Here is a 21,309-nt window from a genome sequence, read left to right as displayed (position 1 = left end):
CCCCCTCGACTCGCGCGAAACCGCGCCATATGCGCTTGATCCAGACGACAGTGATCCGGAGAGAATACGATGTCCCTGCCCGCACCTTTCGACCGCATGCGCCTGCCCGTCATCGGGTCGCCCCTGTTCATCGTGTCGGGACCGGAACTGGTCATCGCGCAGTGCAAGGCGGGCATTGTCGGCAGCTTTCCCGCGCTGAACGCCCGCCCGCAATCGCTGCTGGACGAGTGGCTGCACCAGATCACGGAAGAACTGGCGAAGCACAACCGCAAAAATCCGGACAGGCCCGCCGCGCCGTTCGCGGTCAACCAGATCGTCCACAAGTCCAACGACCGCGTAGAAGCCGACATGAAGACGTGCGAGAAATGGCAGGTCCCGATGGTCATCACCTCGCTCGGTGCGCGGGAAGAGATCTTCCAGGCGGTGAAGAACTGGGGCGGGATCACAATGCACGACGTGATCAACAACCGCTTTGCGCACAAGGCGATCGAGAAAGGGGCAACCGGCCTCATTCCCGTGGCAGCTGGCGCAGGCGGCCATGCGGGCGCGTTGTCGCCCTTCGCCCTGATGCAGGAGATCCGCGAATGGTTCGACGGGCTGATCGCCCTGTCCGGCTCCATCGCGCATGGCCGGTCCATCCTTGCGGCGCAGGCGCTTTCGGCGGACTTCGCCTATATCGGCAGCGCGTTCATCGCGACCGAGGAAGCCAATGCCGACCAGGGCTACAAGCAGGGCATCGTCGATGGGAGCAGCGAAGGGATCGTCTACACCAACCTGTTTACCGGCGTGCACGGCAATTACCTGCGCTCCAGCATCGAAGCGGCCGGGCTTGATCCCGATAATTTGCCGACGAGCGATCCGAGCAAGATGAATTTCGGCAGCGGCGGCAATACGAAGGCCAAGGCCTGGAAAGACATCTGGGGCTCCGGCCAGGGTGTCGGCGCGGTGAAGAATGTCGGCACGGTTGCCGACATGGTCGACCGGCTGGAAGCCGAATACAACGCCGCCCGAGAGGCGCTCGGGCAGGCTACGGGCGGCTGAGGAGGCGCCCGTCTATCGCAGGAATGCGCGGACGAAACGCCCGTTTGGCGATGCCTCCAGTCTCAAATTGCGCCCGTCGGGGGTTGAGAAATCCTGCGGATCTGACAGCGGGCCCATGGCGATGAGCTGCCCCGCGACCCGCTTGGCGAGGCGTTCTGCATCGGGGATCGCCTCGGCTGCGTCCGGTTCGATCCGCAATTCCTGATCGGTGAAAAGGGACAGACCGACACTGGAAAGCCCTTCGTCGAGATCCTTGCGGAACGTCACGAACAATTCTGCCGGCACAGCCTCGCCGGCGTCCCATCGTTCGAACAGGTCTGCGAAATGCGCGGGGACGACCGTGTTTCTGGCTGTCGACCAGCTGAAACCCTCCAGAACCGGGAACTGGCGGCCGAGAGCGATGGCAGCCCTGCACTGCCCCTTCAATACGGCAGGTGTTCGCGCCCCGGTTTCCAGATGCGGTCCGGCGACAAGGCCAATCGTTTCGTAGCGCTTGCCCATCCCGCCCAGCGAAAAACTGCCGGTCGACTGGTCCTGCCAACTCTCCTCGGCGCTGTGCGCAATGCCGGTGACTTCGAAAGAGAGGCCCCGCGAGACGAGCTCAAGCGTATCGCCATCACCTTCGTCGATCGCCAATCCCAGATCCTCGGCTGCCTCTATCGCGCGCAGGATGGCCGACCGGCCCGGGCACAGGCCAACCGGAAACAGCAGGTTCAGAGCAGGATTGGCCGTGCCGCGATCCGCGGCGCCTCCACCGTGTGCGATTTCGAAGTCTCCGTGTACAAACGACAAATCATTGCCTTGTCTCAAGGAATTGGTCGAGTCCTCGGCGCGAAACTGTATCCGGTTCGGACGCATTTTTCAGAAGATCCCCTGCCGTAATCCTTCGGCGAGCGCCTCGCCAAGTTCGCGGCATTTGCGCAATTCTTCGCAGGCCACGGTTTTCTCGGCCAGAATCTCGTCAGGTGTCTGTGCAGATGTATTCACGATCAGGGGCTCCGCGACGCGCTTCAACCGCCACCCCTTCGCAATCCGGTCGATCTGCCGCTGGGCGCCCTCACCATCCGAACCGGCGGCAATGGCGGTTGCAAACGGCCGGCCTTCGTTCCGCCCCAGGACGGGGTAGTAGCACCGGTCGAACATCTCCTTCATCATGCCCGACATCGTCGCAAGGTTCTCCGGGCAGACGAACAGGTAGGACCCGCTCGCCATGAAATGCTCCGGCTCGATTTGGGGAGCGGACATGAGGACCGCCATGTCCCCCGCACCCTCTGCCGCCGCGGCCGCCATCGCGCGGGCAGTACCTGTCCGGCTGTGCCAGGCAATCAGCAAGGTCCTGCTCGTTTCCATTGCCGCGAGGAGTGCCGCGCCAGACTGTCTAAAGTCAATCGCCCGCGCATTTCGCGCACCGCCTATTTAGGTTAAGAGGGGAGCATGGCTTCAAGTGCAATTTCGGCTGTCTGCGGTGTCGAGCGGTCCCTGGCGGGGCGGCGGTGGCGCTGGCGCGGCGGTAACATGGACATGATGGGCGGCGGCGCACCCGGCACCCTGCAGGACGACATCACGACCCAGCTGCTGCTGGCCCGCGGGGTCGACCGCTCGGATATAGAGCGGCATCGCCAGCCCACCCTGCGCGCCTTCCTGCCCGATCCCTCGCAATTCCGGGACATGGACACGGCAGCGGAACGCGTCGCGCAGGCGATCATCTCCGGCGAGACGGTTACCGTCTATGGCGACTACGATGTCGACGGCGCCACCAGCGCGGCCCTCCTGATCAGGCTGATGCGGATGCTGGATGCAGAGGCGCAGTATTACATCCCTGACCGCCTGCTCGAAGGGTACGGGCCGAGCGGAGAGGCCTTGGTCAAGCTGGGCGAGAGTGGCTCCAGCCTGATCGTAACCGTCGATTGCGGCGCGATGGCGTTCGACGCACTGCAGCAGGCGCGAGACGCAGGGATCGACGTGATCGTGGTCGATCATCACAAATGCGCGGCCGAACTTCCCAAGGCCGTCGCTCTGGTCAATCCGAACCGCCTCGACGAAAACGACCTTGCTGCCTCGCACGGTCATCTTGCCGCAGTCGGCGTTGCTTTTCTCCTCGCCATTGCTGTGGTCAGGACCCTGCGCGAACGCGGATATTTCGAAAGCCGGAAGGAACCGGACCTGCGTGCCCTGCTCGATCTGGTTGCGCTCGGCACGGTGGCGGATGTCGCGGCGTTGCATGGGTTGAACCGCGCCTTCGTCGCCCAGGGCCTCAAGGTGATGGCGAAGCGCGACAATACCGGCATGTCTGCGCTGATCGATGCCAGCAGACTGAAACGCGCCCCGCAATGCAGCGATCTCGGCTTTGCGCTGGGACCGCGAATCAATGCGGGGGGACGCGTCGGCGAATCGACCCTCGGTGTCCGGCTGCTGACCACGGAAGACCCGGACGAGGCGCGGCAGATCGCCGAGCAGTTATCGGCCCTCAACGAAGATCGCCGAGCGATCGAGGCAGAGGTGCAGGAAGCGGCAGAGCAGCAGGTGGCAAGCCAGCACAACCGCGCAGTCCAGGTCGTCTTCGGCACCGGCTGGCATCCGGGTGTCATTGGTATCGTCGCCGGCCGGATCAAGGAAAAGACCGGCAAGCCGTCGCTCGTCATCGCGCTGGACGGCGAAAACGGCAAGGGATCGGGCCGCTCCATTCCGGGCGTCGACCTCGGAGCGGCAATTATCGCCGCGCGTGAACAGGGCTTGCTGGAGGCAGGCGGCGGCCACGCCATGGCGGCGGGGCTGACGGTTTCCGCCTCCCGGCTCGAGGAATTCGCGGACTGGCTGGATGCACGGCTGGCACGCGACGTCTCGCGCGCGAATGCAGAGCGGGAAATGATGCTGGACCTTTCGCTGGCACCGCGCGGCCTGACCCCCGAACTGGTCGAGACACTGGACGGAGCCGGGCCATACGGCGTTGGCTGGCCGGGCCCCCGCATCGCGGTCGGGCCGGTCCACCTCGTAAAGGCCGATGTCGTCGGCGCCGATCATCTGCGGCTGATTGCCGGCAGCGGTGACGGAGGGTCCCTCAAAGCCATCGCCTTCAGATCGGCAGAGACCGAATGGGGACAGGCATTGCTCCTTGGTGCGAAAGGTCGCCGGCTCTGGCTCGCAGGTCGGGCGAAAATCGATGACTGGGGGCCGACACCGCGCGCGGAACTGCACCTCGAAGATGCAGCCTGGGCCGATTGAGAAAGAATTTTCGACAGATATTCGCTTATCGGACCATTCTTCGCGAAATGAGGGTTGACCGACTCCCGGACCGCCCCTAAGTGCGCCTCTCGCCTCCGGGGCCAACCCGGCATGGCCCCTTCGTCTAGCGGTTAGGACGCGGCCCTTTCACGGCTGAAACACGGGTTCGATTCCCGTAGGGGTCACCACCCGGAGGCGCATTTCCCCCTCCTTGGTGATGCGCACTCCGGTCGTTGATGCGACCTTCACCCATCCGTCATTTGTGTTCAATTGACATGGTAGCGCTGGCGCAGTCGCCCCTCGAGAGCTAACGCCTTCATCGTGCCTGCCTCGGAAATCTTTTTCTGGCCAGCAATGGTCCTCGCCGCAGTGACGTCCGCCGCCATGGGGTTCGCGGGCTTGCCGATGCCCCTCGCCGTGCTTCTCTTCCTGATATGGGCCGGAACCGTCTGGTTCCTTACCCGTCCCCCGGAAAACCAGCTGACGATGGAAAGCGCATCGGAGAACGCTTCGGCGACAGCTATTGCCGAAAGCATGTCGGCGATGATCGAGCATTCCGGCACGCCGCTGCTCCTGACCAAGGGATCGCGCATCGGTGTGGCGAACCGGGCAGCGCGGCACGTTCTGGGCGATCATATCCTCGGCCAGGACCCGCGGGTCGCGCTGCGGCATCCGCAAGCCATCGCGTTGATGGATTCGCCCACACATGGCGAGGCGATCGTCACGGGACTTCAGCGCAGGCGGGATATCTGGCGAATCAGCCGCCATGTGATCGACAGTGATTACGCGGTCATCGAATTGCTGAACCGGACAAGCGAAGCGGACATAGGGCGCGCACATACCGATTTCGTGGCCAATGCCAGCCATGAACTGCGCACCCCGCTCGCCTCGATCATAGGATATGTCGAGACTCTCCGGGAAGCTCCCGACGAACTCGACATGCCCACGGCGACCAAGTTCCTGGACACCATCCAGCGCGAGGCCCGTCGCCTCCAGAACCTGGTCAACGACCTCATGTCCCTGTCCCGCATCGAGGCGGAGAAACACGAGCAGCCAGCGCGGCCCGTGGATTACTCCGCCCTCGTCGAACGGGCAGCAGGTGATGCAGCGGGCGTCGATCGCAGGGGACGCCTTGTCTTCGAGATCGACAAGGGTCTGAAGGTCGCCGGAGATACGCAGCAGCTCGAGCAACTGGTGCGCAACATGGTCGACAACGCCCTGAAATACGGTGCGAAGGATGGTCCGGTCACGGTGAAGCTGGACAAGGGTCCGCACGGCAATGCTCGCCTCATTGTCAGCGATACGGGCGACGGAATTGCACCGGAACACCTCCCGCATCTCACCCGCCGTTTCTATCGCACGGATCCCGGCCGGAGCCGCGCATCTGGCGGAACCGGCCTTGGCCTCGCCATCGTCAAGCATATCGTGGAGCGGCATCGCGGCCGCCTCGAGATAGAAAGCACCGTGGGCAAGGGAACCGACGTCATTGCCCGCATCCCGATGCTCGAGGATCGGGAAGCTGTCGTCGCAAACACACAGCAGCCAACCCTGTCACAAACATGAAATACAATGTTCCCAGAGAGGCGTGGAAACGCGCCGCACTTCCGGGCCTTGCCATTGTATGCCCGCGCGCACCTGCTTATGGGCGCGAAATTTCGAACGGATATAACGGGGTCTCCTTGCTCTGATGTCGCCTGCATTACTCCTTTTTGTCGCGCTGGGCCTCGGCCTGGTCGGCTGGCTCGCAGGCCGTGCGAAGGCCTCCGCTTTCCAGAGCGTGAGCGCGACCCACCGTCCGGTGGCGCGGCCCAATTATCATGGCTGGTACGTGGCCCTCTGGGTCGGCGTTCCCCTGCTTGCCTTTGCCGCATTGTGGATCGCCCTGATGCCGATGCTGGTCACCCAATCCGTGCTGGCGAGCGACGCGGCGGCGGTTCTGCCGGAATTCGGGTTCGTGCGCGACACGCTGATGGCAGAAGCCCGAGCGGTCGCAACGGGAGCCCAGGCCGCGGTATTCGATAGCCGCGCACAGGCGCTGGTCGAACCGTTCCGCAGCGCCATCCAGCGATACACCATCATCGGGCTGGTCCTGTCGCTGTGCATCGCCGTCATAACGGCGCTATGGTCCTATACGCGGATCAATCCGAACTTCACGGCACGCACGCGGGTGGAACGAGCCGTCATGGCCGTTCTCCTGATCGCCTCGCTCGTCGCGATCCTGACGACGTTCGGCATCCTCGCCAGCCTGGTGTTCGAGACGATACGCTTTTTCGGATTCGTCAGCCCGATCGACTTCCTGTTCGGAACCAGCTGGAACCCCGACCCGATGTCGAGCCCGGATGCCGACCAGGGCGACCGGTACGGCGCAATTCCGCTTTTCTGGGGCACGATTTTCATCGGTGCGATCATCGCGATGATCGTGGCCATCCCCCTCGGGCTGATGAGCGCAATCTACCTGACACAATATGCCGATCCGCGGCTGCGTGCGTGGCTCAAGCCGGCGCTCGAAGTTCTCGCCGGCGTTCCGACGGTGGTGTACGGCTACTTCGCTGCGCTGACAGTGGCCCCGTTCATCCGCGATCTGGCGCAAGCTGCGGGGATCGAGAACGCCTCCAGCGAAAGCGCGCTGGCCGCGGGCCTCGTCATGGGGGTGATGATCATCCCCTTCGTATCCTCCATGGCTGACGACAGCATTGCCGCCGTTCCCAGCGCGATGCGCGACGGCAGCCTGGCGATGGGCGCGACCCAGTCCGAAACCATCAAGAAGGTCCTCATTCCCGCAGCCCTCCCCGGCATCGTCGCCGGCATCATGCTGGCCATCAGCCGCGCTATCGGCGAGACGATGATCGTCGTCATGGCGGCGTCCACCGCAGCCAACCTGTCCGGCAACCCGCTGGAGGCGATGACCACGGTGACCGTCCAGATCGTCGCCATGCTGACGGGCGAAGGAAGCTTCGACCATCCCGCCACTCTCAGTGCCTTTGCCCTGGGGTTCGTCCTTTTCCTCGTCACGCTGGGGCTGAATTTCATTGCCCTGCGCGTCGTCAAACGGTTCCGTGAAGCGTATGAGTGACGCAGCCATTCCTTCCACGCCCCACCCTGCAAGCGATCGGCAAGCGGCTTTCGATGCGCGCCTGAAAAAGCGCTATGCAGCCGAAAAACGCTTCCGCCTGATCGGATTGGGCGCCGTTCTGTTCTCGGTCGCCGTCCTGTGCGTGCTGCTGTTCACGATGCTGTATAACGGCATTGGCGGGTTCCAGCGCGCGGAGCTTCGCGTCCCGGTCGACTTTGCAGAGGCCGGCCTGTCGGTCGATCCGGCAACCCTGGAAGAGGGCGGTATTCAATCCCTCGAAACGCAGGGCCTGCCACAGATCATCGAATATTTCGGCGAGCAGGCGCTGGGCGAAGACGGTGCTGCCGAAATCAGCGGAGAGGCTTGGCGTGAACTCGCGGCGCGGATCGTCGACTACCCCGACCTTGCGAAGGGCGAGCAGGATCTGTGGGTCCCCGCGACGGCCGATCTCGCGCAGGGTCTCGAAGGAGAAGGCTCACCGGAATTGCAGGCGCTTGCCAGCAGGCTGGAGGCGGAAGGATCGCTGGACAAGCGAATGGACCTCGGTTTCCTCAGCCGTTCGGACGCAACCGATCCGCAACTGGTGGGCATCTGGGCGGCACTCAAGGGGTCGATCCTGACCATGATCGTCACCCTCGCCCTGGCCTTCCCGATCGGGGTCCTGGCCGCGCTTTATCTCGAGGAATATGCGTCCAAGAACCGCTGGACCGATATCATCGAGGTCTCGATCAACAACCTCGCAGCGGTGCCGTCGATCATCTTCGGTCTTCTCGGCCTCGCGGTCTTCTTGACCATATTCCCCAACATGCGGTCGGCTCCGCTGATCGGCGGCATGACGCTCGCGCTCATGACAATGCCGGTGATCGTCATTACCGGGCGCAACGCCATCAAGGCCGTGCCGCCATCCATCCGCGACGGTGCCCTGGCCGTCGGCGCATCGCCCGTGCAGGTCGTCTTCCATCACGTCCTGCCGCTGGCCCTGCCCGGCATCCTGACCGGTACGATCATCGGCATGGCACGCGCGCTCGGCGAAACCGCGCCGCTGCTGATGATCGGCATGCGCGCTTTCGTCGCCAGCCCGCCTGACGGGTTCACCACGCCGGCGACCGTGCTGCCCGTTCAGATCTTCCTCTGGTCCGACGAAATCGATCGCGGTTTCGTGGAACGGACCAGCGCTGCTATCATAGTCCTGCTCATATTCCTGCTGCTGATGAATGGCCTCGCCATCTATCTGCGCAACAAGTTCGAGAAAACCTGGTGACCGTAAGACACGAAAATACCGAAACCAGCGATCCCAAGATGCGGGCCCGGGACGTCGACGTCTATTACGGCGACAAACAGGCCATCGACGGCGTCACGATCGACATCCCTTCGCAATATGTGACCGCCTTCATCGGGCCGTCGGGCTGCGGGAAGTCGACCTTCCTGCGTTCGCTCAACCGCATGAACGACACCATCCCCAGCGCACGGGTCGATGGCGTGATCGAACTGGAGGGCGAAGACATCTATCGGTCTTCGATGGATGTCGTACAATTGCGCGCACGGGTGGGCATGGTTTTCCAGAAACCCAACCCGTTCCCGAAGTCTATCTACGACAATATCGCGTACGGCCCGAAAATCCACGGCCTTGCCGAGAGCAAGGACGAACTGGACGCCATCGTCGAGAAATCGCTCTCCCGCGCCGGGCTCTGGAACGAGGTGAAGGACCGTCTGGACGAATCCGGCACGGCGCTTTCGGGCGGTCAGCAGCAACGCCTGTGCATCGCACGTGCCATCGCCGTCGATCCCGAGGTCATCCTGATGGACGAGCCCTGCTCCGCGCTCGACCCCATCGCGACGGCGAAGATCGAGGAACTGATCGACGAACTGACCGGGCGCTATGCCATCGTCATCGTCACGCATTCCATGCAGCAGGCGGCCCGTGTATCTCAGCGCACCGCCTTCTTCCACCTCGGGAAGATGGTCGAATACGGTCCGACCGAAGCGATTTTCACAAATCCGATCGAGGAACGGACCAAGGATTACATTACGGGACGGTACGGCTGATGATGGATCACACAGTCAAGGCATTCGACGAGGACATCACGCGCCTGCGTGGGCTGATCGCCGAAATGGGCGGTCTGGCCGAAGTGGCCGTTCACGAATCGATCGACGCCATGGTGCGCGGCGACAAGGAACTGGGCGACGGCGTGGTCGCGCGGGACAAGAAGCTTGATGCCCTCGAAACGGAGGTGGACAAGCTCGCGGTCCGCATCATCGCCTTGCGTGCACCGCTGGCGGACGACCTCCGCGAGGTTATCGCCGCGCTCAAGATTGCCGGCGTGGTCGAACGCATCGGCGACTATGCGAAGAACATTGCCAAGCGGATCGACAAAATCGAGGAACGCGGCAAGTTCGAACCACTGACATTGCTGCCCGCGATGGCCGAACTGGCTGCCGAAATGGTCCACGATGTCCTGACAGCCTATGCCGCGCGCGACCCCGACCTCGCGCTGGAAGTGATCGCTGCCGACCAGAAGGTCGACGCATTCTACGACAGCATATTCCGCAATCTTGTCAGCCACATGGTCGAGAACCCGAAGACGATCTCGACCGCTGCGCAATTGCTGTTCGTGGCCAAGAACATCGAGCGGATCGGCGATCACGCCACCAATGTCGCCGAGATGGTCCATTTCGCGGCAACCGGGAATTACCCGCCGGACGAAGACTGAAATCACCGATCCCCGCCCTTGATCGATCAGCTCAGGAACCCACGCTCGTGACAAGTGCCAGCCTCCTCCTCGTCGAAGATGATCCGGCCCTGTCGGAATTGCTGGAGTTCCGCTTCACTCGCGAAGGCTACCGGGTGCGCACGACTGCCGACGGCGACGAGGCGCTGCTGCTGGCCGAGGAAGACGTGCCGGACCTCGTCATACTCGACTGGATGATCGAAGGGACGAGCGGCATCGAGGTCTGCCGTCGCCTGCGCCGCGAGAGATCGACGGCGCATGTGCCGATCATCATGCTGACCGCGCGCGAGGCGGAGGACGACCGCATTCGCGGTCTCGATACCGGGGCGGACGATTACCTGACAAAGCCGTTTTCGCCGAGGGAGCTCTTGGCGCGCGTCTCGGCCGTGATGCGGCGCATCCGCCCTGCGCTTGCCGGGGAAGCGATCGAGGTCGGCGACATCAGGCTGGATCCTGTCGCACACAAGGTCGAGCGTGCGGGCAAGGAATTGCAGCTCGGCCCGACCGAGTACCGGCTGCTCAAATTCTTCATGGAAAGCCCGGACCGCGTATTTAGCCGAGGACAGCTGCTGGACGGTGTGTGGGGCACTGGCAGCGATATCGAACTGCGCACGGTCGACGTTCACATCCGCCGGCTGAGAAAGGCTATCGAAATGGATGGCCTTAATGACCCGGTGCGAACCGTACGCTCGGCAGGCTACGCTTTCCAGGCACGCTAGCGGCAGACCCCGCCAATCCGGCGCGGTGCGCGATCGAAATGGAAGTGGTCGCGGTGGGCGGCGTTATAGTCGGGTGAAAGCACGGTGCTGAAACCCGTGCACGCGGCATCGCGGACTTCGCGCAGGAAAGCGGCGCGCTCGCCTTCTCCGTCCCAGTCCCGCAATACGGAGACCCGGGTCCCGTCCTCGAGGACGAACCCGGCAATATCGACCGCATTCCCGGTTGCATGCTCGCTCCATGGTCCGTCGTCCCGTCCATAAAGACGGCGACAGCTATAAGCCCCGAAGTGCTCGATACGGGTCACGTCCCGACCGAACGCCGCGCGAGCTGCGGGCTGCACTGCGCGCTCCAGCCATAATTGCATGGCGATTGCCACGGGACACGTCGTCGGCGGCGTCGGCGAGGCGTAGGGATATTCGCCCAGCAAGGTCCGGTCTTCCCTTCGGCAGGCTCCCTCGCCCACCGGCTCGAGCGCAGAAAAGGCGACCTCGCTACGCTCGAGCACTGCCCGGCACTGCGCAGGGTCATCTGCCAGCGTCGCCAATTTGGTATCGGTCGCCCAGCCCGGCGGGTCGCGAAGGTCCAGCGGGGCCCATGGATCGTGCTGCGGATTGTCCTGCAACCAGGCCTTGGCTCCGAGGCCGACGGCAAGCACGAGCAGGAGCGACAGGAAACGCCGGTCGAGTGCGAAGTCGCCGATCCTGCGGGAAATGCCCCAGGGCCCTTGTAATCTGCTCAATGAAAATCCCTCGACTTGGGAATGATCCGCACGTTTCGCGGATGCCCTCCATGATTACCGCATTCACGATTGCCTGCAGGTGGTGGTTCCCACGGTTCCACCGGCAGCGGCCTTTCTGCATCGGTTCCGGCATGGGGATCGTCCTTGCCTTCACGCAGGTTGTCGCGCGGGCCGAACTTCGCGGGAAGCGGCGAGTTGACGTGATCCGCCCTGGCGACCGGAGCGTTCAGCATGTCGTCGGACAGCTGGTGAAGGCTTTGCGTCGCATCGGTCATGTGGTGGGCGATGACATGGATCACCTCGTCGTCATACTCCACGCGGCCCCGCACTTCCATCAGGCGGGCGCCCATCACAACCTTGCGCTGCTTCTCCTTGAGATCGGGCCAGACCACCAGGTTGATGACGCCGGTTTCGTCTTCCAGCGTGATGAAGCACACACCCTTCGCGCTGCCCGGCCGCTGACGGATCAGGACCACGCCCGCGACCTGCACCATGGAGCGAAACTTGCGGTCGCGCAGGTCGCATGCGCGCACGAAACCGCGTTCTGCGAGGCCCGCGCGCAGAAACGCCATCGGGTGCGCCTTCAGGCTGAGCCGCGTGGTCTGGTAATCCGCCACCACCTCCTCGCTCAGAGGCATTTGCGGCAGGCGGGTGATACGCTTCTCCGCCCCCTCGTCGCGCTCCTCTGCCGCACGGAACAGGGGCAGGTCCGGCCCTGCAACCAGGCTGCGCGCATCCCACAGCGCCTGCCTGCGCGGCAGTCCGAGAGAGCCGAAGGCATCGGCACTGGCGAGCCGTTCGATATGGCCGGGCCCGGTCCCCGTCCGGTCCCGCAGGCTGCGAACATCGGCATAGGCGCCGTTTTCCACGCGTTCTGCCACCAGTCCGGCGGCAATATGTTCGGGCAGGCCATCGATCTGCCGGAGACCTAGCCTCAGGCCGAGATGGGTGTCGAGGCGGCCGGTATCGCGCTTGTCCGGCGGGTCGTCATGTCCGCTCCCGGCTCTTGCGACGGTTTCCAGCGTGCAGTCCCACTGGCTGCGGTTCACATCCGCCGGCAATATCTCGACCCCGTGTTCCGCCGCGTCGCGCACGATCTGGGCCGGGGCGTAGAACCCCATGGGCTGCGAATTCAGCAGCGCGCAGGCGAAGGCCGCGGGGAAATGGCATTTCAGCCAGCTCGAGACATAGACCAGATGCGCAAAGCTGGCCGCATGGCTTTCCGGAAAGCCGTATTCGCCGAACCCCCTGATCTGGTTGAAGCAGCGCTGGGCGAACTCCCGGTCGTAGCCGCGCAGGACCATCCTTTCGACCATCATGTCCTGCAATTCGTCGACCATCCCGCGGCTACGGAACGTCGCCATGGCCTTGCGCAGCCGATTTGCTTCCTTCGAGGAAAATTGCGCCGCGTCGAGAGCGATCTTCATCGCCTGTTCCTGGAAAATGGGAACGCCCAGCGTACGTTCGAGAATGCTCGAAAGCTCGTCCGGCGGGCCGTGGTCTGGCGAAGGCGCCGGGATCTGTACCTGCTCCGCGCCCCGCCGCCGCTTGAGATAGGGATGCACCATGTCGCCCTGGATCGGCCCCGGCCGCACGATCGCCACCTGGATGACGAGGTCGTAGAATTCGCGCGGCCTCAGCCGGGGCAGCATGTTCATCTGTGCCCGGCTCTCCACCTGGAACACGCCCAGGGAGTCGCCCTTGCGCAGCATGGCGTAGGTTTCCGGATCCTCTCGCGGGACGCTCGCCAGTTCCAGTGGTCTTTCGTGATGGTTTTCAAGCAGATCGAGGCATTTCCTGATGCAGGTCAGCATGCCCAGCGCGAGCACGTCGACCTTCAATATGCCAAGCGCCTCGATATCGTCCTTGTCCCATTCGATGAAACTGCGGTCCGGCATGGCGCCATTGCCGACCGGGACGGTCTTGGTCAGCGCCCCTTCGGTCAGGATGAAACCACCGACGTGCTGGGAAAGATGTCGCGGCATTCCAATCATTTGGCGAGTTAGCGCGAGAACCCGCTTCAGGTGCGGATCTTCCACGTCCATGCCGGTTTCCGCGACATGGCCCTCGCCGATTTCCTTGCCCCATCCGCCCCAGACCGTCTTGGCCAGCGCCCCGGTGACATCTTCCGACAGCCCCATCGCCTTGCCTACCTCGCGGATGGCCAAGCGCGGACGATAATGGATCACCGTCGCCGCCAGTCCGGCACGGTGTCGTCCATATTTGCGATAGAGGTACTGGATAACCTCCTCGCGCCGTTCGTGTTCGAAATCGACATCGATATCGGGCGGCTCGTTCCGGTCTTCGGAGATGAAGCGGTCGAAGAGGAGCTGGTGATGCGCCGGATCGACGGACGTAATGCCGAGACAGAAACAGACGGCCGAATTGGCCGCGCTGCCCCGCCCCTGGCACAGGATCGGCGGATCGACCTTCTCGCGCGCGAAGTCGACGATGTCCTTGATCGTCAGGAAGTAGCGGGCAAGATCCATCTTGCCGATCAGCGCCAGTTCCTTGTGCAGAGTTTCACGAACAGTTTCCGGCAAACCATTGGGATAGCGCCATTTTGCACCGTCCCACGTAGCCTGTTCGAGATAATTCTGGGGCTCCATCCCGCCGGGATAGATTTCCTCCGGATATTCGTATCGCAGTTCGTCGAGGCTGAAGCTGCAAGCATCCGCCACATCGCGCGCCGCCCTGATGGCATGGGGCCAGCGTTCGAACAGCTTTTCCATCACTTGCGGCGATTTGAGATACCGCTCCCCGTTTCCGTGCAAACGGTGCCCTGCCTGCGCCACGGTCGTCTTGTGGCGGATCGCGGTCATGACATCCTGTAACGGACGCCTGTCCGCGGTTGCGTAATGAACGTCGTTGGTCGCCAGCAGGCCGAGCCCATGAGCCCTCGCCAGGGCATCGAGCCGGTCGATCCGCGCAACATCGTCGCCAAGGTGAAGGTGGCTGGCGGCAAGATGTCGCAGCGTCGGCAACAGGCTGGCCAGATGCGGAAGCAGGTCCGGCAATGGACCGGAGAGAACACGCCCCTCTCGTCGGGCGGAGGCGGTGTCCGGCGCGGGGCTTCCACCTGATGGCTGCGGAAAATCGACCACGTTGCTCGGCACTTCGATGGCCAGTTCGGCATCGAGATTGCGCGGCGGCAGGAGGATGAGTTGCACGCCCTCGGCATGCCGGGCCAGCATCGACAGGCTGATCGCGCACTCACCCTTTTCCTGCCATCCACCATCGAGCGTGCGCATGCGGCCGGCGCTGATCAACTGGCACAGCCGTCCATAGGCTGTGCGATCGGTCGGGTAGGCCAAGAAACCGAGACCTTCGACCGTTTCGATCCTGCATCCGATAACCGGTTGCAACTTCAGCGTTTTCGCTTCTGTATGAAGGCGAACGACGCCGGCCATGGAATTGACGTCGGCAATCCCTATCGCATCATATCCCGCCGACCGTGCGCGCATGGCCAGATCGACGGCGTCCGATGCCCCGCGCAGGAAACTGAAGCAGGTAACAAGCCCCAGTTCGACAAAGGATGCGCGCGGTGGCGCGTCGATCAGGTCCGGATCGATCTCCAGAGTGCGTTTGTCGGGGGTGAGAGGCTGGTCCGGCATGGCATTCGATCAGCCTGCAAGTTCGTCCAACCGTTCCTTCACGGCGGCAAGGTCGGCATCGAACAGGCGCGCCTGTTCCTCGCGCGCTGCCCCGTCGAGACGGAGCAGGTAGGACGGGTGCGCCGTGATCCACAATTCGCTGCCGTCTTCCATTGCAATGGGCTCGCCCCGGGCCCTGGAAATACTGACGGTCTTGCCAAGCATTCCGCGCGCTGCACTCGCGCCCATCGCCAGCACCAGTTTCGGCTGCACGATCGCGCGCTCTGCCTCGTTCCACCAGCGACAGGTATCGATCTCCTTCGCCCCCGGGCTCTGGTGGATTCGCCGCTTCCCGCGCTGGACATATTTGAAGTGCTTTACCGCATTGGTGACATAGGCCGCACTGCGCCTGATACCCGCCTTCTCCAGATGCTGGTCCAGCAATTGTCCTGCGGGGCCGACAAAGGGCCGCCCGGCCATGTCCTCCTGATCGCCCGGCTGCTCCCCCACGATCATGAGAGCGGCGTCTTGCGGTCCTTCCCCCATGACGGCGGTATTTTCGAGCGCGCCTATGGGGCATTTGCGGCAGGCATGGATCGCCTTGTCGATCGCCTCGAGCGTGCTTGGCTTCTCCTCGAACTCCTCTGCGAATTTCGACGCCCCTGCATCGACCATCTGCGCCTCGCGTGTCTGCGCCCCGGCAATCAGCTCGGGAATGAGCGAAGCCTCGGGCAGGTTCTTCCAGTATTTCATGGGCATTTCGGACAGCATCGCCCCGACCTTCAAACGCGCCGGATTGAAGATGGATGCGTAATACTTGCGCCACAGCTCCTCGACCGGATCGCCGCTGGGCGCATCCTCGCGCCGGGCGGGCGGGCCTTCGCGCATCGTATCGCCATCCCAGTGCAGCGTGCCCCTGGGCGTCAGGATCGACCATTTCATGTTGGCAAAGCGGCGGCGGAAGAAGCCGGCATTGGCGCGCACGATGTGATGATCGGGCTCGAACCAGGCGACATAGTGTTCGGCGCCGTCCTCATCCTCGACCTGCCGGAACCGGACGAAGGCATGCATCTTGTGGCTGTCGCGCCGGACGTTCTTGTCCAGTTCTTCCAGCTTGCGGACATCGCTGTCGGCCTTGTCCTCCATGATCCGCGGATTGGTCTGGAGACGCCACAACAAACGGTAGAGCAGCGCGAATCGGTCGGGATCGGAATGAAGCGATGCGTTCTTCGCCAATTGCTGGAAACGCTTGCTCGCCCGTACCTGCGGCGCATCGGCAGGCGGTGTCGGCAGCCTGGTATCCCCATGAGCGAAGAGATCGCCCGAACCGCCAGGCTCGACCCATGCAACCCGGTCGGGCGGCACATCGCACTGGACAAGGGCCCGCGCCTTTTCCCGCCAGAAATCGAAGTCGTCGGGCCGGGGAAGATGCACCACGTAATAGGTGCCGAGCTTCACGTGCTGGAGCGCCGTCATGCCGCGAACAGCTCCAGCTGCTCCTCACGCGGGGCGAGGAGACGGCGCAGGTCCGCGCGGTCCGTCAGAGTGGTCGGGCGCCAGTCGCAGGTCACGATGAACGGTCGCACCTTGCCGAGCGAGACGCACAGCTTCGCCACATCGTCGAGCCGAAGGGTACGATGACGTCGTGCCGCCAGAATGCGGTGCACGCCCTTCACACCCAGCCCCGGCACGCGCAGCAATTGCTCTTTCGTCGCGCGGTTCACATCGACCGGGAACCAATCACGGAATTTCAGCGCCCAGGCCAGCTTGGGATCGATGTCGAGCGGCAGGTTCCCGTCGGCTTCCGTCGCCTGCATGATTTCGCCCGGCTTGTACTGGTAGAACCGCATCAACCAGTCGGACTGGTAGAGCCGGTGCTCGCGGATCAGCGGCGGCCGCTTCAACGGCAGGACGGCACTGGCATCGGGGATCGGGCTGAAGGCGCTGTAATACACCCGGCGCAGGCGGAAATTGTCGTACAGCCGGCTGGCCTTGCCCACGATATCCGCATCGCTTGCCGTGTCCGCGCCGACGATCATCTGGGTCGACTGGCCGGCAGGTGCAAAGCGCGGCGCATGCTTGAAGCGTTTCCTCGCATCCTTCGCCTCGACGATCGAAGACTTCATGCCGCCCATCGCCCCCTCGATCTGGCGCGCGTCCTTGTCCGGTGCGAGCCGGGTCAGTCCGCTATCGGTGGGCAATTCGACATTGATGGAAACGCGGTCGGCATAAAGCCCCGCCTGATGGACCAGTTCCGGATCCGCTTCGGGGATGGTCTTGAGGTGGATGTAACCGCGAAAATCGTGTTCTTCCCGCAGGATACGCGCGGTTTCCACCAATTGCTCCATCGTGTGGTTCGAACTTTTCACGATGCCGGAGGAAAGGAACAGCCCTTCTATATAGTTGCGGCGGTAGAAGCTCAGCGTGAGGTCGGCGACCTCCTGCGGTGTGAAACGCGCGCGGCGCACGTTCGAGCTCTTGCGATTGATGCAGTAATGGCAATCGAAGATGCAGTGATTGGTCAGCAGCACCTTGAGCAGGCTGATACACCGCCCGTCGGGCGCATAAGCATGGCAGATGCCCATACCTTCCGTAGAGCCGATACCCTTGCCCTCGATACTGTTCTTCTTCGCCGTGCCGGACGACGCGCATGACGCATCGTACTTCGCCGCGTCGGCCAGGATTTCGAGTCGGTCGAGGATGGGCAGAACAGCCATGTGTTCCATATATGTTCTGGCGAGCCTTCCTTCCAGCCCTTTCCTTTTGATAAAAGATATCCCCTTGGAAACTTTCGGGAACAACCTCTCCCCTTGCCACCTTCTCTCTGAAACGAGACTATTTCCGAAGAGACACCATGACGTATTTCACCACGCGCGACGGCACGAATATCCGGTACAAGGAACTGGGCGAAGGCCGTCCGATCATCCTGATCCATGGCTGGCCGCTTTCGAGCGACAGCTGGGACCCGGTCATGATGGCAATGGCCGACAATGGCATGCGGGCCATCGCATATGACCGCCGCGGTTTCGGTCGCAGCGACCACGCGAAGACCGGCTATGATTACGACACATTCAGCGACGACCTGGCCGATCTCATTGCTCACCTCGGACTTGGGGACAATATCGGTCTGGCCGGCTTTTCCATGGGTGGCGGCGAGATCGCCCGCTATCTGAGCCGTCATGACGGCAAGGGCGTGAGCGCGGTCGCCCTTGTCAGTTCGGTCGTGCCGTACATGCTGAAGACGGATGACAATCCCGACGGTGTGCCGCAATCGACCTTCGACGAGATGACCGAGGGGATGAAGACCGACTATCGCAATTTCTTCACGGGCTTTTTCCAGGACTTCTACGGCGATGGCATCCTGTCGAACAAGGTGAGCGACCAGGAGAAGCACTGGGCCTGGATGACCACGATGATGAGCGCCAAGTGGGCGACGATGCAGTCGGCCGCAGCATTCGCCACGACCGACTTCCGCCCCGACCTCGCCAGCTTCACCGTGCCGACGCTGGTGATCCACGGCACGAAGGACCAGACGGTGCCGATTGATGCCACCGGGCGCCAGGTGGCGGAGAAGGTCAAAGGTGCGACGCTTATCGAATATGACGGCCAGCCCCACGCCGTGTTCGCTACGCAGACACAGCGACTGAGCGACGACCTGGTCGAGTTCTTCACAGCCAACTGACCGGATAGCGAACTTTACCAGGGGCGGGTTTCCGGTTTTTCGGGAACCCGCTCCTTGCCTGTGCGTAATCGAACCACGGACCGGGCCCCTCTGGCGAGCAGCAATGCTCGTGATGTCGGACGTAACGAACGGGGCCGGCAATCACTGACATTCGGCCCCAAGGTTAATCGCCGCCCGCGTCGCTGGCGCGTGCGGCAGGTCTTGGAGATTGAACGTTGAAAATTCTCACTACTCTTATCGGTACGGCCATGGCCGTCTCGCCCGTGGCAGTCATGGCCCAGACCGGCGGTCAGCCGGTCGGCACCGGACAGGATCTGCAGCCGACCGAGGCGCAGCTGCAGTGCATCACCGAACAGGAAGTGGTCGCCGCGCAGAAGGCTTGGGGCGAAGGTATCGTCAATATCGGCAAGGTCTATTCCGCTGGCGGCGACTACGAAAAGGCCGCAGCCGACCATATCAGCGAATTCTACGCCTATGATCAGAGCCTCGTCCTGTTCAAGCCGACGCTGGCGTCGATCGAGCAGTTCCGACCTTCTTTCGACGGGGCGCTGTCCTACTTCGTGGGCGGAAACTCGTCCTATCCGGAGGACAAGGGTTTTGCCATCACGCCATGGACCGATGTTCGCTGGCAGAATGCCGGGATTACCAACAACATCTGTCACATGGCCGTGGCGATGGGCAATTACTACTTCACGCCCGCTGACGGCGGCGACGAGGTGAAGGTGGAATACACCATCGGCTATATCCGCGATGCGGAAGGCGATTTGCGGATGACCGTGCACAAGTCGACCATCCCCTACAGCGGCGGCTAAAGGCCTACGCGTCCGGAGACCGGACCGAGACATGGGGCGCGCTTTTCCTGCAGAAGGCGCGCCCTTTTTCGTGCGCGGATGGAAACCGGTCAGGCGCAGAGTCCCTGCAGGTACCAGTCCGGCAATCCGCCACGGCCGTCGCCGATCAGGCCATGGCGGTATATCCAGTAACGGCGGCCGGAATTGTCCTCGATCCTGTAATAATCGCGCAGGCGCACGGTCGATTTCTCACGCCACCATTCGGGCGCAATGCGCTCCGGCCCCTCTACCCGCACGACTTCGTGGACATTCCCGCGCCACTGGAAGCGGCGGGGATAACCGTCGGGCGTGGCATACAACACCGCGATCGGCTCTGCCCGGTCCAGCAGTTTCAGAGGGCGAGCGTGAAAACGCAGCTCCTGCTGATGCACCGGCTCCGCTTCCAGCGCCGGCCTCCAGCGCTGTGCCCGTTCGGGCAGGTGGCTGGCATGGAGAACGGGCCGCGAAACCGCCCGCGGCCCAAGCCGTGTGGCCAAGCGGTCGATGCAGGCGGCCAGCGATGTGCCGTGATCCTGCGCGGCTTCTTCCATGTCCGCCTGTGCGGCGTCCAGCGGTTCCGACCAGCTGGCACGCAGGCGCATGGTCTCGATCCCGAAACCTGCATCGATATCGTCCAGCTTTTCCGCAAACAGGCGGCACATATGCGCGGCATCGCGCGTGGCGGCCGCGAATTCGAGCCGGCGCACCGTTACCTCGCCATCGACCCGCCACAGGCCCAGTTCCAGGCGGCGGGCGCCCTCGCCCCGCCCTTCCAGCACTCGGACCATGTCTGCGGCCAGGTCGTCCAGCACGTGATCCAGCGCCTCCCGGTGGCGGATCGGCTCTGCAAGCCGGCGCTGTGCCAGCGGCATGTCCTGCGGAACCACCGGCAAGAGCGGTTCGGGCACGCGGCCTGTCAGCTGGTCCATCCGGATCAGCGGATTGGCGGCCGGGCTGCGCCTGTTGCGAAACCGGCGCTGGATGGCGTCGCGTCCGTTTCCGCCATCCTCCACCCCGGTCATCTGGCCCAGCGTCTTGAGGCCAAGACGGCGCAGCACGGTCAGCACGTCGTCATCCAGCCTCAGCGCGGCGACTGGCAGATCGGACAGCCGCATGGCGATGTCGTCGCCCGGTGCAAGGATGCAGCCCGCCTCGCCCGTCCGTGCCCGCCCGTAATGCGAGAGCGCCCATGCCGCCCCTGCCGTGGGAGCGATGGCGAGCCGTACGGCGAGGCCGCGCCGCACGAAGCAGTCGCGGGCATCGGCAAGCAGCTTTTCCTCGCCGCCGAACAGGTGCGCGACAGCGGTCACGTCGACCAGGAGGCTGTCGGGAGGGTCCAGCGCCGACCATGGTCCCCAGCGGCGGGACCATGCCGCCAGGTTTTCCAGCAATTCGCGATCGCCTGCCGGGTCGCCGGGAACGGCGCGCAATTGCGGACAGAGCGTGCGGGCGTCGGCCAGCATCATGCCGCCCCGCGCACCACCTGCGACGCCTGCCGCATTGGCAGCATCGATCCGCGGGCCGTGCGCCGTTTCGTTAATCAGCGCGACCGGTTCGCTATCCGCGCCTTCTCCGGGTTCGCATTGCAGCGCCGTGCGCCAGCGATCGAGCGCGAGGCGGGCACACCAGATCGACAGGATGCGGCGCGGAGGGGTCGAGGGATCGGAAGGCGGCTGCATT

17 protein-coding genes and 1 tRNA gene are annotated in these 21,309 nt (G+C 63.5%); 11 read left to right on the top strand and 7 right to left on the bottom strand.

All coding sequences use genetic code 11. The features are described from left to right. Window positions 1–69 precede the first annotated feature (69 nt). Complete coding sequence (locus tag PF049_08470) at window positions 70–1,041, top strand: nitronate monooxygenase family protein (protein ID WBY15640.1); 972 nt, start codon at window positions 70–72, stop codon at window positions 1,039–1,041. Window positions 1,042–1,053: 12 nt separating this feature from the next. Here the strand turns inward: PF049_08470 and PF049_08465 are convergent, their stop codons facing one another. Beyond that, complete coding sequence (locus PF049_08465; GenBank protein WBY15639.1) at window positions 1,054–1,833, bottom strand: hypothetical protein; 780 nt, start codon at window positions 1,831–1,833, stop codon at window positions 1,054–1,056. Between the two features lie 69 nt (window positions 1,834–1,902). Continuing rightward, window positions 1,903–2,391: a flavodoxin family protein gene (locus tag PF049_08460; GenBank protein WBY15638.1), complete on the bottom strand. Its 489-nt coding sequence runs from the start codon at window positions 2,389–2,391 to the stop codon at window positions 1,903–1,905. A gap of 84 nt (window positions 2,392–2,475) precedes the next feature. Between PF049_08460 and recJ the strand changes: the two genes are divergently transcribed. From recJ to phoB, 8 genes are all read left to right on the top strand, one after another. Beyond that, window positions 2,476–4,263 (top strand): single-stranded-DNA-specific exonuclease RecJ, encoded by a 1,788-nt coding sequence (gene recJ / locus PF049_08455; GenBank protein WBY15637.1) that lies wholly within the window; start codon window positions 2,476–2,478, stop codon window positions 4,261–4,263. A 113-nt stretch (window positions 4,264–4,376) separates the two neighbouring features. Then, window positions 4,377–4,451: transfer RNA gene (locus PF049_08450), tRNA-Glu, on the top strand. A 133-nt stretch (window positions 4,452–4,584) separates the two neighbouring features. Beyond that, the gene (locus PF049_08445; protein ID WBY15636.1) at window positions 4,585–5,826 is read left to right on the top strand and encodes an ATP-binding protein; all 1,242 of its coding nucleotides are present in this window, start codon (window positions 4,585–4,587) and stop codon (window positions 5,824–5,826) included. 124 nt (window positions 5,827–5,950) lie between these two features. Then, window positions 5,951–7,336 carry a phosphate ABC transporter permease subunit PstC gene (gene pstC / locus PF049_08440; protein ID WBY15635.1) on the top strand — a complete coding sequence of 462 codons (1,386 nt, stop codon included), beginning with the start codon at window positions 5,951–5,953 and terminating at the stop codon, window positions 7,334–7,336. Then, a complete protein-coding gene (gene pstA, locus PF049_08435; protein ID WBY15634.1) occupies window positions 7,329–8,597 on the top strand; it encodes a phosphate ABC transporter permease PstA in 1,269 nt (422 codons plus the stop codon). The genes pstC and pstA overlap by 8 nt, the downstream gene beginning before the upstream one ends. Window positions 8,598–8,635: 38 nt before the next feature. Continuing rightward, complete coding sequence (gene pstB, locus PF049_08430; protein WBY17886.1) at window positions 8,636–9,382, top strand: phosphate ABC transporter ATP-binding protein PstB; 747 nt, start codon at window positions 8,636–8,638, stop codon at window positions 9,380–9,382. Next, on the top strand, window positions 9,382–10,047 hold the full coding sequence (gene phoU, locus PF049_08425) for a phosphate signaling complex protein PhoU (protein WBY15633.1): 666 nt from the start codon (window positions 9,382–9,384) through the stop codon (window positions 10,045–10,047). Before pstB ends, phoU begins: the two co-directional genes overlap by 1 nt. Before the next feature lie 47 nt (window positions 10,048–10,094). Then, on the top strand, window positions 10,095–10,784 hold the full coding sequence (gene phoB / locus PF049_08420) for a phosphate regulon transcriptional regulator PhoB (GenBank protein ID WBY15632.1): 690 nt from the start codon (window positions 10,095–10,097) through the stop codon (window positions 10,782–10,784). On the opposite strand, the gene PF049_08415 is transcribed toward phoB, so the two are convergent. From PF049_08415 to PF049_08400, 4 genes are read right to left on the bottom strand one after another with little or no spacing between them, the layout of a single operon-like run. Next, a complete protein-coding gene (locus PF049_08415; GenBank protein ID WBY15631.1) occupies window positions 10,781–11,524 on the bottom strand; it encodes an extensin family protein in 744 nt (247 codons plus the stop codon). The two genes, phoB and PF049_08415, sit on opposite strands and share 4 nt — an antisense overlap. Next, the gene (locus PF049_08410) at window positions 11,521–15,138 is read right to left on the bottom strand and encodes an error-prone DNA polymerase (protein WBY15630.1); all 3,618 of its coding nucleotides are present in this window, start codon (window positions 15,136–15,138) and stop codon (window positions 11,521–11,523) included. Before PF049_08410 ends, PF049_08415 begins: the two co-directional genes overlap by 4 nt. Window positions 15,139–15,147: 9 nt before the next feature. Further along, window positions 15,148–16,593, bottom strand: coding sequence for a UdgX family uracil-DNA binding protein (locus PF049_08405; GenBank protein ID WBY15629.1), 1,446 nt, complete (start codon window positions 16,591–16,593; stop codon window positions 15,148–15,150). Beyond that, on the bottom strand, window positions 16,590–17,834 hold the full coding sequence (locus PF049_08400) for a putative DNA modification/repair radical SAM protein (GenBank protein WBY15628.1): 1,245 nt from the start codon (window positions 17,832–17,834) through the stop codon (window positions 16,590–16,592). Before PF049_08400 ends, PF049_08405 begins: the two co-directional genes overlap by 4 nt. Before the next feature lie 137 nt (window positions 17,835–17,971). Here PF049_08400 and PF049_08395 point away from each other — a divergent pair, with 137 nt between their 5' ends. Next, window positions 17,972–18,799 (top strand): alpha/beta hydrolase, encoded by an 828-nt coding sequence (locus tag PF049_08395; protein ID WBY15627.1) that lies wholly within the window; start codon window positions 17,972–17,974, stop codon window positions 18,797–18,799. A gap of 215 nt (window positions 18,800–19,014) precedes the next feature. After that, window positions 19,015–19,611 carry a phosphoribosyl-AMP cyclohydrolase gene (locus tag PF049_08390; GenBank protein WBY15626.1) on the top strand — a complete coding sequence of 199 codons (597 nt, stop codon included), beginning with the start codon at window positions 19,015–19,017 and terminating at the stop codon, window positions 19,609–19,611. Between the two features lie 89 nt (window positions 19,612–19,700). Here the strand turns inward: PF049_08390 and PF049_08385 are convergent, their stop codons facing one another. After that, window positions 19,701–21,308, bottom strand: a complete 1,608-nt coding sequence (locus PF049_08385) for a DNA polymerase Y family protein (protein ID WBY15625.1) — start codon at window positions 21,306–21,308, stop codon at window positions 19,701–19,703. Window position 21,309 lies beyond the last annotated feature (1 nt).

It is taken from the genome of Erythrobacteraceae bacterium WH01K, from assembly GCA_027941995.1.
Lineage (GTDB): Bacteria > Pseudomonadota > Alphaproteobacteria > Sphingomonadales > Sphingomonadaceae > CAJXSN01.
Note: the sequence above shows the minus strand (reverse complement) of the source record. Positions and strands in the feature narration are given on the sequence as shown.

Bases quoted from the DNA above. Each gene is read 5' to 3' on its own strand.
- PF049_08470 (WBY15640.1), top strand. From the start codon at position 70: ATGTCCCTGCCCGCACCTTTCGACCGCATGCGCCTGCCCGTCATCGGG.
- PF049_08460 (WBY15638.1), bottom strand. From the start codon at position 2,391: ATGGAAACGAGCAGGACCTTGCTGATTGCCTGGCACAGCCGGACAGGT.
- recJ (WBY15637.1), top strand. From the start codon at position 2,476: ATGGCTTCAAGTGCAATTTCGGCTGTCTGCGGTGTCGAGCGGTCCCTG.
- pstC (WBY15635.1), top strand. From the start codon at position 5,951: ATGTCGCCTGCATTACTCCTTTTTGTCGCGCTGGGCCTCGGCCTGGTC.
- pstA (WBY15634.1), top strand. From the start codon at position 7,329: ATGAGTGACGCAGCCATTCCTTCCACGCCCCACCCTGCAAGCGATCGG.
- pstB (WBY17886.1), top strand. From the start codon at position 8,636: ATGCGGGCCCGGGACGTCGACGTCTATTACGGCGACAAACAGGCCATC.
- phoU (WBY15633.1), top strand. From the start codon at position 9,382: ATGATGGATCACACAGTCAAGGCATTCGACGAGGACATCACGCGCCTG.
- PF049_08410 (WBY15630.1), bottom strand. From the start codon at position 15,138: ATGCCGGACCAGCCTCTCACCCCCGACAAACGCACTCTGGAGATCGAT.
- PF049_08405 (WBY15629.1), bottom strand. From the start codon at position 16,593: ATGACGGCGCTCCAGCACGTGAAGCTCGGCACCTATTACGTGGTGCAT.
- PF049_08400 (WBY15628.1), bottom strand. From the start codon at position 17,834: ATGGCTGTTCTGCCCATCCTCGACCGACTCGAAATCCTGGCCGACGCG.
- PF049_08395 (WBY15627.1), top strand. From the start codon at position 17,972: ATGACGTATTTCACCACGCGCGACGGCACGAATATCCGGTACAAGGAA.
- PF049_08385 (WBY15625.1), bottom strand. From the start codon at position 21,308: ATGCAGCCGCCTTCCGATCCCTCGACCCCTCCGCGCCGCATCCTGTCG.